The 12,409-nt window shown below is 62.3% G+C and carries 9 protein-coding genes; 8 read left to right on the plus strand and 1 reads right to left on the minus strand.

Annotation, left to right across the window (positions count from 1 at the left end; all coding sequences use genetic code 11):
- Positions 1-437: 437 nt before the first annotated feature.
- From ACW9I6_RS24620 to ACW9I6_RS24635, 4 genes are read left to right on the plus strand one after another with little or no spacing between them, the layout of a single operon-like run.
- Entirely contained in the window at positions 438-1,103 is a 666-nt protein-coding gene (locus tag ACW9I6_RS24620) for an amino acid ABC transporter permease (protein WP_003211825.1), read from the plus strand.
- Positions 1,084-1,743 carry an amino acid ABC transporter permease gene (locus ACW9I6_RS24625; RefSeq protein ID WP_008435829.1) on the plus strand — a complete coding sequence of 220 codons (660 nt, stop codon included), beginning with the start codon at positions 1,084-1,086 and terminating at the stop codon, positions 1,741-1,743. The genes ACW9I6_RS24620 and ACW9I6_RS24625 overlap by 20 nt, the downstream gene beginning before the upstream one ends.
- Positions 1,740-2,516, plus strand: a complete 777-nt coding sequence (locus tag ACW9I6_RS24630; RefSeq protein WP_003211829.1) for an amino acid ABC transporter ATP-binding protein — start codon at positions 1,740-1,742, stop codon at positions 2,514-2,516. Before ACW9I6_RS24625 ends, ACW9I6_RS24630 begins: the two co-directional genes overlap by 4 nt.
- Entirely contained in the window at positions 2,513-3,388 is an 876-nt protein-coding gene (locus ACW9I6_RS24635) for a transporter substrate-binding domain-containing protein (protein WP_008435828.1), read from the plus strand. Before ACW9I6_RS24630 ends, ACW9I6_RS24635 begins: the two co-directional genes overlap by 4 nt.
- Positions 3,389-3,522: 134 nt before the next feature.
- On the opposite strand, the gene ACW9I6_RS24640 is transcribed toward ACW9I6_RS24635, so the two are convergent.
- Positions 3,523-4,683, minus strand: coding sequence for an AAA family ATPase (locus ACW9I6_RS24640; protein ID WP_177028464.1), 1,161 nt, complete (start codon positions 4,681-4,683; stop codon positions 3,523-3,525).
- A gap of 165 nt (positions 4,684-4,848) precedes the next feature.
- Here ACW9I6_RS24640 and ACW9I6_RS24645 point away from each other — a divergent pair, with 165 nt between their 5' ends.
- From ACW9I6_RS24645 to ACW9I6_RS24660, 4 genes are all read left to right on the plus strand, one after another.
- Positions 4,849-5,952 (plus strand): efflux RND transporter periplasmic adaptor subunit, encoded by a 1,104-nt coding sequence (locus ACW9I6_RS24645; RefSeq protein WP_177045599.1) that lies wholly within the window; start codon positions 4,849-4,851, stop codon positions 5,950-5,952.
- Positions 5,949-7,019 (plus strand): efflux RND transporter periplasmic adaptor subunit, encoded by a 1,071-nt coding sequence (locus ACW9I6_RS24650; RefSeq protein WP_008435826.1) that lies wholly within the window; start codon positions 5,949-5,951, stop codon positions 7,017-7,019. Before ACW9I6_RS24645 ends, ACW9I6_RS24650 begins: the two co-directional genes overlap by 4 nt.
- On the plus strand, positions 7,016-10,069 hold the full coding sequence (locus ACW9I6_RS24655) for an efflux RND transporter permease subunit (RefSeq protein ID WP_087692737.1): 3,054 nt from the start codon (positions 7,016-7,018) through the stop codon (positions 10,067-10,069). The genes ACW9I6_RS24650 and ACW9I6_RS24655 overlap by 4 nt, the downstream gene beginning before the upstream one ends.
- 120 nt (positions 10,070-10,189) lie before the next feature.
- Positions 10,190-12,361: a glycoside hydrolase gene (locus ACW9I6_RS24660; RefSeq protein WP_457339946.1), complete on the plus strand. Its 2,172-nt coding sequence runs from the start codon at positions 10,190-10,192 to the stop codon at positions 12,359-12,361.
- Positions 12,362-12,409 lie beyond the last annotated feature (48 nt).

A 12,409-nucleotide genomic window follows, 5' to 3' on the forward strand; every position in this document is an offset into this window, starting at 1 on the left:
ACACATCTGCTGACTGATACACCGCATTCGCGAGCAAGCCCGCTCCCACTTTTTGGGACTGTGTCTGCTCAGAGATCCCGGCTATTGATGGCCCTGCGCAGTGCCACCAGCCACTTCACCAGTTCCTGCGGATCAATCGGTTTTGCCTCGTTCATCGCTCATTCCCTCGCCTGTTGGTTGGCCGTCAGTCTGGCCACGCGCTGCCTATCCCTGAAGTGCAGCTCCGATAAAAAGACCCTTCCTACTTCCCCGGGAACAGTAGCTGTCATCCATCTGCACCGCGAATCCGCAGGTTATCTATTTGGGTGATATCAATATGCTATTTCGGTATTTAAATTTTGCTTTTTATACCTTTAAAGTCGGCGCTACCCGGCGTTACCCACGCTGGACCGGACCGCACCAACGCCGCTTTACCCCTGCGGCGTCAGGGATTTCAGATGACCTTCGATTACGCATTTATCCTCAGCACGCTGCCGGCGTTTCTCAAGGCCGTGGGCGTTACCCTGCAAGTCGGCCTGATCGCCATTGGCACCTCCATGCTGGTGGCCTTGATCAACGCCGCGCTGCTGGTGTTTCGCACGCCCTACGTGTGGCGCCTGGTGGCGCTGTACGTGGAGTTGGCGCGCAACACACCGCTGCTGATCCAACTGTTTTTCGTCTATTTCGCGTTGCCGGCCCTGGGGCTGAATATCTCCGGGTTCTGGGCGGCAATCATCACCATGACCTTTCTCGGCGGCGCCTACCTCACGGAAGTGTTGCGCGCCGGTGTCGAGGCGGTGCCGCTGGCACAGATCGAATCGGGCAAGTCCATCGGGCTGTCCCACTGGCAACTGCTGCGCCATGTGATCCTGCCCCAGGCCGGGATCCTCAGCCTGCCGGCGCTGTTTGCGAACTTTATTTTCCTGCTCAAGGAAACCACGATCGTGTCGGCGGTGGCGGTGCCGGAGATTCTCTACACCACCAAAAGCTATATCGCCCTCTACTACAAAACCTACGAAATGCTCGCGGTGCTCACGTTGATCTGCGTGCTGTTATTCCTGCCACTGTCGCTGCTGCTCAGCCGCCTTGAAAGGAGGCTCCAGCATGGCCAGTTCGGGTCTTGAATTACTCTGGGTGTCCTTGCCGCAACTGGGCAAGGGCGCGGCGCAAACCCTGTCGATCTCGTTCTTGAGCATCGCCTTCAGCACCGTCGGCGGCGTGGTGTATGGCGTACTGCGCACGTTGAATTCGAAAGCGATCAACCTGGTGCTGCGGATTTACCTGGAGCTGTTCCGTGCCATTCCGGTGTTGGTGTGGTTGTACTTGCTGTTCTTCGGCCTGCCGATTTTCTTTGGCCTGAGCATTCCGAGCTTCTGGTGCGCCGTGCTGGTGTTGTCGCTGTGGGGTGCCAGTGAAGTCGGCGAAGTGGTGCGCGGTGCGTTGCATTCGTTGCCCCGTGGCCAGCGTGAAGCCGGCCTGTCGATTGGCCTGTCGGACCCGCAACTGTACGGCTACGTGCTGTTGCCCCAGGCCCTGAAACGCATGACCCCGCCGACCATCAACGTCTACACCCGCATCATCAAGACCAGCTCCCTGGCGGTGCTGATCGGTGTGGTGGACGTGATCAAGGTCGGCCAGCAAATCATCGAGCGCACCTACGAGTCGGTATTGATCTACGGCGCGCTGTTCCTGTTTTTCTTCTTTATCTGCTACCCGTTGTCGGCCGCCTCCAAGGTGCTGGAACGGCGCTGGGCCCAAGCATGAGCGCATTGATCGAGTTCCAGGGTTTCAACAAGTTTTTCGGCGACCAGCAGGTGCTCGACGGCATCGACCTGAGTGTGCAAAGCGGCGAAGTGGTGGTGATCCTCGGCCCCAGCGGTTGCGGCAAAAGCACCTTGCTGCGGTGCCTCAATGGCCTGGAAGTGGCCCACAGCGGCAGCCTGCGTTTTGCCGGCAAGGAGCTGCTGGACAAGGCCACCGACTGGCGCCAGGTGCGCCAGGACGTGGGCATGGTGTTCCAGAGTTATCACCTGTTCCCGCACATGAGCGTGCTCGACAACCTCCTGCTCGGCCCGCTGAAAGTGCAAAAGCGCGAGCCCCGCGAAGCCCGGGCCCAGGCTGAAAAACTGCTGGAACGGGTGGGCCTCTCCGACAAACGCGACGCCTACCCGCGCCAGCTGTCGGGCGGCCAGCAGCAACGCATCGCCATCGTCCGCTCGTTGTGCATGAACCCGCAGGTCATGCTGTTTGACGAAGTCACCGCCGCCCTCGACCCGGAGATGGTCAAGGAAGTACTGGAAGTGATCCAGGGCCTGGCCCGGGACGGCATGACCCTGCTGATCGTCACCCATGAAATGGCCTTCGCCCGCGCCGTCGCCGACCGCGTGGTGTTCATGGAGGCCGGCCGCATCCTCGAACAAAACACCCCCGAGGCATTCTTTACGAACCCGCAAACCGCACGCGCGCAGCAGTTCCTGGAGAAGTTCTCCTTCGTTTCAACACTGCCCAAAAGAACCAAGGAACTGGAGCTGTCATGAAAACTGCCAAGTTGTTATTCCCCCTGTTCGGCCTCGCTTTGCTGGCCGGCTGCAATAAGTCCGAAGAGCCCGCCAAGACGGCTGCCGCTGCCACCCCGGCACCCGCTGCAGTGAGCTACATCGACAAGATCAAGGCGCGGGACAAGCTGATCGTCGGCGTATTCACCGACAAGCCGCCGTTTGGTTTCGTGGATGAGTCCGGCCGCTATGTCGGCTTCGATACCGACATCGGCCGCCGTTTCGCCAAGGACCTGCTAGGCGACGAGAACAAGGTTGAATTCGTCGCCGTAGAGCCGGCGAGCCGCATTCCGTTCCTGCAAAGCGACAAGGTCGACCTGATCCTCGCCAACATGACGGTGACGCCGGAGCGCAAGGAAGCGGTGGACTTCACCAACCCGAACCTGAAAGTCGCGGTGCAGGCCCTGGTGCCGCAGGACAGCTCGGTGAAGAGCCTGGACGACCTGGCGACCCGCACCACCATCGTCACCACCGGCACCACCGCGGATATCTGGCTGACCAAGAACCACCCGGACTGGAAACTGCTGAAGTTCGAGAAAAACTCCGAGTCGCTGCAAGCGTTGTCGGCGGGCCGTGGTGATGCCTATGCCCAGGACAACCTGGTGCTGTTCAGCTGGGCCAAGCAGAACCCGGGCTATCGCGTGCTGGAGCAGAAACTGGGGGATGAAGCGCCGATTGCGCCGGCGGTGAAGAAGGGCAACATCGAATTGCGGGATTGGGTGAATGCCGAGCTGGCGAAGTTGGGCGAAGAGAAGTATTTGCTCAAGCTGTATGACCAGTATGTTCGCAAGGAACTGAGCGATGACACCAAGCCGGAAAGCGTGATTGTTGAAGGCGGGAAGTGGCAGGGTTGATCAGCTAGCTGTTGGGTGACTGATCTACCGTCTTCGCGAGCAAGCCCGCTCCCACATTCGACCGAGTTCCACCTTTGGAATGCGGACAAATGTGGGAGCGGGCTTGCTCGCGAAGAGGCCCTCACAGGCACCGCCTAACTGGGCCAATGCCACGCCGGCTCATCCAGCACCCGCTGCCCCACCACCTGCGTCTGCCCCATCACCTTCTCCAGCACGATCGAATTACACCCTTCATCCTGCTGCAACGCCGCAATCAAGCGGCTGGCATGGGACACCACCCACACCTGACACTGCTGCGACACCTGGATGATCAGCCGCGCCAACGCCGGCAAAAGATCCGGGTGCAAGCTGGTTTCCGGTTCGTTCAATACCATCATCGTCGGTGGCCTCGGCGTCAGCAGCGCCGCCACCAGCAGCAAGTAGCGCAAGGTCCCGTCCGACAGCTCCGCCGCCGATAACGGCCGCAGCAACCCTTCCTGATAAAACTCGATGGCAAAACGGCCGCCCTGCAACGGCTCGATATTCAACCGTGCGCCCGGAAACGCATCGCTGATCGCCCGCTGCAACGCCTCGGGGTCGCCGATCTCGCGGATGGTCTGCAACGCCGCTGCCAAATCCCGACCGTCGTGATGCAGCACCGGCGTACGCGTGCCCAGTTGCGGCTGGCGCACCGGGGCGTCGACGTCGCTGCGAAAGTGGTCATAAAAGCGCCAGCCGCGAATGCTTTCGCGCAGCAGCAATACCTCCGGCGAACCCCGCAGGCTGCCGACCTGATCGAACAGGCTGTGGTAGTTCGGCGTGTGCTGGGCCAGTACATCCCAGGCGCGGCCATCGCGGGCACGTACCATCGGGCCGGAGCGCTGCACCAGCAGGCTCGCCGGGCGAAATACATGCCCGGCCCAGATGCATTCTTTCTTGATCTCCGGGTCCAGGGAAAAATAGGACAAGGTTTTCTCGGGCAACCCCAGGGAAATCGCATAGCTGAAATCCTCTGCGGCAAACCCCAGGCGCAGCCGCTTGGCGCCCTGGCGCACGATGGGCTCCACCGCCACTTCACCACTGAGCATGCGCCGACTGATGCTTTCCGGCCCGGCCCAGAAGGTCGAATCCAGCCCGCCTTCACGGGCCAGTGCGTTGATCACGCCGCCCTGGGCCGTCTCCGCCAGTAGCCGCAGGGCGCGGTACAGGTTGGACTTGCCGCTGCCATTGGGACCGGTGATCAGGTTCAACCGATCCAGCGGCACCACCAATTTGTTGATCGAGCGGTAATTGGCCACCGCGAGGGTTTTGAGCATGAGAGGATGTTCGCGATTATGTGGATCCGCATATTACCTGCGTCGGCTGGCGGAGATGTGTCGCGAGCGTCCTGATTTCCTGTAAGTCAATGCCTACGACGCGGAACCCTGAACTACGCTAACAGTCGCATAATCACCGACGCGTCAATCAAGCAAGGAGCCTGCATGGGCGGTCCCAAACTCACATTTATCCTCGGCCTTGGCCTGCTGGCGCTGCTGAGCGGTTGCGGCCAGGAAAAAGCCGAACCCAAGGAACATTCCCGGGTGTTTGTGCAGACGGTGAAGTCCACCGACTTTGCCGCCGCCGTGACCTTGACCGGCGATATCCAGGCCCGGGTGCAGACCGATCTGTCGTTCCGCGTCGGCGGCAAGATCATCCAGCGCATGGTGGATGTCGGCGACCGCGTCAGCGCCAAGCAGGTGCTGGCCAAGCTCGATCCGAAAGATTTGCAGACCAATGTCGACTCCGCCCAGGCCCAGGTGGTCGCCGAGCAGGCGCGGGTCAAACAGACCGCCGCCGCGTTTGTGCGCCAGGAAAAACTCTTGCCCAAGGGCTACACCAGCCGCAGCGAATACGACTCTGCCCAGGCCGCGTTGCGCAGCAGCCAGAGCGCGCTGACCGCCGCCCAGGCGCAGTTGGCCAATGCCCGCGAGCAGTTGGGCTACACCTCGCTGGTCGCCGACGCGCCGGGCATCATCACCGCCCGCCAGGCCGAGGTGGGCCAGGTGGTGCAGGCCACCGTGCCGATTTTCAGCCTGGCCCGGGATGGCGAGCGCGACGCGGTGTTCAACGTCTATGAATCGCTGCTGGTGGAGCCGCCGCCGGACAAACCGATTACCGTCAGCCTGCTGGAAAATCCGCAGATCACCGCCGTGGGCAAGGTGCGCGAAGTCACCCCGGCCGTTGCCGCCAATACCGGCACGGTGCAAGTCAAAATCGCCCTCGACGCGCTGCCCAAGGGCATGCAACTGGGCTCGGTGGTCAGCGCCACCGCCAACGGGCCGGCCAAGGCCAGCATCGAATTGCCGTGGGCTGCCTTGACCAAAGACATCAGTGCGCCGGCTGTCTGGCTGATTGACGGCGACGGCAAGGCGCAACTGCACAAGGTCACGGTCGCGCGTTACCTGACCGGCAAGGTGATCATCAGCGACGGCCTCAAGGGCGGCGAAAAAGTCGTGGTGGCCGGCGGGCAATTGCTGCACCCCGGCATGATCGTGGAAATCGCCCAGCCGCCGGATCAGGCCCAGGCCCAGGGAGTGCAGCCATGAAGCAGTTGACGTGTGTTCTCGCCGCCAGCCTGCTCTTGATGGCGTGTTCCAAGGAAGAACCGGCACCGGAACCGGTGCGCCCGGTGCTGTCGATTGAAGTGAAAGCCGAAGACCAGGAAAACCTCGGCCGCTTCGCCGGAACGATCCAGGCCCGCTACGAAAGCAATCTCGGTTTCCGTGTGCCAGGCCGTATCGCCCGGCGCGCGGTCGACGTGGGCGCTGAAGTGCAGCAGGGCGCGTTGTTGGCCGTGCTCGACCCCACCGATCAACAGAACCAGTTGCGCGCCGCCCAGGGCGACCTGGCCCGGGTCCAGGCACAGTGGATCAACGCCCAGGCCAATGCCCGCCGCCAGCAGGAACTGTTCAGCCGTGGCGTCGGCGCCCAGGCCCAACTGGACATCGCCCAGACCGACTTGAAAACCACCCAGGCTTCCCTGGATCAGGCCAGGGCCTCGGTCAACCAGGCCAAGGACCAGCTCAACTACGCCGAACTGCGTACCGACCATGCAGGCATCGTCACCGCCTGGAATGCCGAGGCCGGCCAGGTGGTCAGCGCCGGGCAGCAAGTGGTGACCCTGGCACGACCGGACATCAAGGAAGCCGTCATCGACTTGCCCGCCGGCCTCGCCGAACGCCTGCCGCCGGATGTGGTGTTCCTGGTCGCCGGGCAGATGGACCCCACGGTCAGCACCACCGCCACCGTGCGCGAGATCGAACCCCAGGCCCAAAGCGCCACGCGCACCCGTCGCGCCCGCCTGACCCTGGCGGAAACACCGCCCGCGTTCCGCCTTGGCACCGCCATCAGCGTGACCCTGAGTTCAGCCATCGCGCCGCGTATCGAATTGCCCCTCAGCGCCTTGCAGGAAGCCGACGGCAAGACCCGCATCTGGGTCATCGACACCCAAAGCCAGACCGTACAGCCCCGTGACGTCAGCATCGTCAGCCGTGACGCCGACAGCGCCTTGCTCAACGCCGGCGTCAAACCCGGCGAGCGGGTGGTGAGTGCCGGCGTGAACAGCCTGAAGCCCGGGCAAAAAGTCAAAATCGACGAGGACAGCCCGCGATGAAAGGGAGCTTCAACTTATCCGACTGGGCCCTCAAGCATCAGTCCTTCGTCTGGTACCTGATGTTCGTCGCGCTGCTGATGGGCGTGTTCTCGTACATGAACCTCGGTCGCGAGGAAGACCCGTCGTTCACCATCAAGACCATGGTGATCCAGACCCGCTGGCCGGGTGCGACTCAGGAAGAGACCCTGAAGCAGGTCACCGACCGCATCGAGAAAAAACTCGAAGAGCTGGACTCCCTCGACTACGTGAAGAGCTACACCCGGCCCGGCGAGTCCACGGTGTTCGTGTTCCTGCGGGACACCACCAGCGCCAAGGACATCCCGCAGATCTGGTACCAGGTCCGCAAGAAGATCGACGATATTCGCGGCAGCTTCCCCCAAGGCTTGCAGGGGCCGGCGTTCAACGACGAGTTCGGGGATGTGTTCGGCTCGGTGTACGCGTTTACCGCCGACGGCCTGTCGATGCGCCAGCTGCGCGATTACGTGGAGCAAGTGCGCGCCGAAATTCGTTCGGTACCGGGGCTGGGCAAGGTCGAGATGATCGGCCAGCAGGACGAAGTGATTTACCTGAATTTCTCCACCCGCAAACTCGCAGCGCTGGGGATCGATCAGCGCCAGGTGGTGCAGAGCCTGCAATCGCAGAACGCCGTGACCCCGGCTGGGGTGATCGAGGCCGGGCCGGAGCGGATTTCGGTGCGCACCTCCGGGCAGTTCGCCTCGGAGAAGGACCTGGCCAACGTCAACCTGCGGCTCAATGACCGTTTCTATCGGCTGGCCGACGTGGCGGAAATCACCCGTGGCTATGTCGACCCGTCGACGCCGATGTTCCGCTTCAACGGCAAACCCGCCATCGGCTTGGCCATCGCCATGCAGAAGGGCGGCAACATCCAGGACTTCGGCAAGGCCCTGCACAAACGCATGGACGACCTGACCGCCGACCTGCCGGTGGGTGTGGGCGTGCATAAGGTTTCCGACCAGGCCGAAGTGGTGGAGGAGGCCGTTGGCGGCTTTACCAGCGCGTTGTTTGAGGCGGTGATCATCGTGCTGGTGGTGAGCTTTATCAGCCTCGGCGTGCGTGCCGGGTTGGTGGTGGCGTGCTCGATCCCGCTGGTGCTGGCGCTGGTGTTCGTGTTCATGGAATACAGCGGCATCACCATGCAGCGGGTGTCGCTGGGCGCGTTGATCATTGCCCTCGGCCTGTTGGTGGACGACGCGATGATCACCGTAGAGATGATGATCACGCGCCTGGAAAAAGGCGAGACCAAGGAGCAGGCGGCGACGTTCGCCTACACCTCCACCGCATTCCCGATGTTGACCGGCACGCTGGTGACCGTCGCCGGGTTTGTGCCGATTGGCCTCAACGCCAGTTCGGCGGGGGAGTACACCTTCACGCTGTTCGCGGTGATTGCCGTGGCAATGCTGGTGTCGTGGGTGGTCGCGGTATTGTTCGCGCCGGTGCTCGGGGTGCATATCCTCAGCAGCAAGGTAAAACCCCACAATGCCGAGCCGGGCCGTGTGGGCCGGGCGTTCAATGGCGGCATGCTGTGGGCGATGCGTAACCGCTGGTGGGCCATTGGCATTACCGTGCTGTTGTTTGTGGCGTCGGTGTTTTCCATGCAGTTTGTGCAGAACCAGTTTTTCCCGTCCTCGGACCGTCCGGAAATTCTCGTCGACCTCAACCTGCCGCAAAACGCCTCGATCAACGAGACCCGCAAGGCCGTCGACCGTCTTGAGGCGATCATCAAGGACGACCCGGACATCGCCCGCTGGAGCACCTACATCGGCCAGGGCGCGATCCGTTTCTACCTGCCGCTGGACCAGCAACTGGAGAACCCGTACTACGCGCAACTGGTGATCGTCAGCAAGGGCCTGGAAGAGCGCGGCGCCTTGATTGCGCGCCTGCAAAAACGCCTGCGGGAAGATTTTGTCGGCGTGGGCAGCTTCGTGCAGCCACTGGAAATGGGCCCGCCGGTGGGGCGTCCGATCCAGTACCGGGTGTCTGGCAAGGACATCGACCAGGTGCGCAAACACGCGATCGAACTGGCGACCATGCTCGATAAAAATACCCACATGGGCGAGATCATCTACGACTGGAACGAGCCTGGCAAAGTCCTGCGGGTGGACATCGCCCAGGACAAGGCGCGGCAACTGGGGCTGTCGTCGGAAGACGTGGCGCAGTTGATGAACAGCGTGGTCAGCGGTGCGTCGGTGACCCAGGTGCATGACGATATCTACCTGATCAACGTGGTCGGCCGCGCCGAAGATGCCGAACGCGGTACGCCGGAAACCTTGCAGAACCTGCAGATCGTCACGCCCAACGGCACCTCGATTCCGCTGCTGGCGTTTGCCACCGTGCGCTATGAGCTTGAACAGCCGTTGGTGTGGCGTCGCGACCGCAAGCCGACCATCACCATCAAGGCGGCGGTGCGCGACGACATGCAGCCGACCGACCTGGTGAAACAGCTCAAGCCGGACATCGACAAGTTCAGTGCTGGGTTGCCGGTGGGCTACAAGGTCGCCACCGGCGGCACCGTGGAAGAAAGCGGCAAGGCCCAGGGCCCGATTGCCAAGGTAGTGCCGTTGATGCTGTTCCTGATGGCGACCTTCCTGATGATCCAGCTGCACAGCGTGCAGAAGATGTTCCTGGTGGCCAGCGTGGCGCCGCTGGGGCTGATTGGCGTGGTGTTGGCGCTGATTCCCACGGGCACGCCCATGGGCTTTGTGGCGATTCTCGGGATCCTTGCGCTGATCGGCATCATCATCCGTAACTCGGTGATCCTGGTGACGCAGATCGACGCCTACGAGCGCGACGGCTACACGCCGTGGGACGCGGTGGTGGAAGCTACCGAACACCGGCGCCGGCCGATCCTGCTGACCGCAGCAGCGGCCAGCCTGGGCATGATCCCTATCGCCCGTGAAGTGTTCTGGGGCCCGATGGCCTACGCGATGATCGGCGGGATCATCATCGCCACCTTGCTGACGCTGCTGTTCCTGCCGGCGCTGTACGTGGCCTGGTACAAGATTCGCGAGCCGAAGAAAGAACAAGCCTGACGGCCACAGCGGTGACATTCCTACACGGACGTGGGAATGTTCCCTGAAACATTTTTTTGCCCTTCGCACCCGATCAATTGTTTTACCCTCCGGGCCTGATCCTTTGCCAAGGCCTGCCCCATGCGTTGTTTCCTGCTGGTTTGTAGCTTGTTACTGTCGCCCGTGGCCCTTGCCGGCACGGTGCTGGAGAACGCCCTGTGGCGGGTTGAGATCGACCCGGCGACCCTTGCGATCCACGTTTTCCCCAGCGACAAGACCGCCGTGCAGGCTTCAAGCGGAGGCCCTGCGCACAGGGTCAACCAGCTCTCCCAAAGCACCCGTCAGGCCAGTTGGCAATGGGACGATGGCGCCTATCGCCTGAGCGCCACCCTCGAGCAACGGGATCTTGCCCTGACGATTACCGCCCGTGATGCCGGTGAGTTGGCGATCCTGCGCCAACCCGCCAGCGCCATGGGCAAGGGCCTGATCTGGCCCCTGGCCGAAGGGCATTACGTGCCGGCGGGCAATGGTGTGTGGCAGGACTTCCTGCTGGAACAGGGCGACGTCAACACCACCCAGGACCTCAGCTTGCCGCTGTGGGGCGTGGATCACGGCGCGTTTACCCTCAACTGGCTGATGACCAATCCTTACAACAACCGTCTGCACTGGCAGGCCGACGGCAAAGGACTGGCGTTGTCCGCCTTCCATGAATTCACCACGCTGGACCCCGCGGCACCGATGACCGTTCTGTTGCACCTGGGCGAAAGCGACCCGCTGGCCGGCGCCAAGCGTTATCACCAGTGGTTGGTGGAGCACGGGCTGTTTGAACCGTTGGCGGACAAGTTGCGGCAAACCCCGGAAGCGGAAAAGCTGCTGGGCGCCAGCCATATCTACCTGTGGGGCAATGATCTGCTGGCTCCGGGGGATGTGCGCGACTGGCCGCAACTGCTCAAGCTGCTACGCAGCGGCAAAGGCTTGGCGGCTGAATTGAATGGCTTGCTGGACAAAGAGGCTGCGCAGGTTCGGCAGGTCAAGCAACCGTATGAGCAGGCTGTCTTGCTGCGCGGCCTGAACGCGGCGATCAACACAAAGGCCCGGCAAAGCTGGCAGCCCTCCACCGAGCCGAATATGACCCAACTCGCTGACGGTTATGGTGCGCTGCGTCGTGAGTTGGCCGTGGCCTTTGCCGGTGCATTGAGCGCAACGCCCGAGACCTGGGGCAATACCTTGTCGGTCACCAATGCATTGAAAGGCGCTGGCCTCAAACGCTTGCTGGTGACCCAGGGCGAAGGCTGGGAAGGCGGGCTCTGGCATCCTGAAGCGGTGAAGACCGGGGTCGACGCCGGTTACCTGATGGCGCCCTACGACTCTTATGAAACGGCACTGTCTGCCACTGAAAATCCCGACTGGACCACCGCGCATCTGGGCAGCAAGGCCTATGGCGAGTGCGCGATCGTGTTGAAGGGCGGTCAGCTCAAGACAGGCTTTCAGAAGTCCGGCCACTACACCGACCCGCGCTGCGTGCGGCCGTTGCTGGAGGCGCGGATCAAGGCGGTGCAGGCCAAGTCCGGGTTCAACGCCTGGTTCCTCGACGCCTATGCCACCAGCATGTTGTTCGACAGCTATCGCACGGGTGCGAGCATGACCCAGGCACAAAACGCCGAAGGCAATATCGATGCGGCCCGCTGGATCAATACGGCGCTGAAGTTGCCGGCAGGTTCCGAGGACGGCAACGCGATCACCGCCCGAGGCATCCTGTTTGCCCACGGCATGCAAACGCCGGTGCTGGGCTGGGGTGATCGTGAGATGACCAAGGACAAGCAGTCGCCGTATTACGTCGGGGCTTGGTACCCGCCGGAACAGCCGGCGGTGTTCTTCAAGTCGGTGCCGTTGAACGAGCCGTTTCGCACGGTCTACTTTGACCCGACGATGCGCCTGCCGCTGTATCAGGCGGTGTTCCATGGCTCGGTGATCACCACCCACCATTGGCTGTTCGACAGCCTGAAACTGAGCAACGTGCGGGCCGAAAGCGAGCTGACGCAACTGCTCTACAACGTGCCGCCGCTGTATCACCTGAGTGCGGCGACGGTGAAGCAGCGCTTGCCGGTGATTCAGCGCCAGGACGTGTTCTTCCGGCCGCTGCATGAACGGTTGGCGACTCAGGCGATGACCGATTTTCGCTGGCTGACGGAAGATAAACAGGTGCAGCAGACCACGTTTGCCGATGGGACGCGGTTGGTGGCGAATTTTGCTGAGGGGCGTATAACGGCTTTTGTGCCTGGCGCGCAGGCTGTGGTGTATCAGGTGGATTAGTGGCGGCTGTGAGTCCTTCGCGAGCAAGCCCGCTCCCACAGGGAAATG

The organism is Pseudomonas sp. SDO5522_S412, assembly GCF_054071215.1.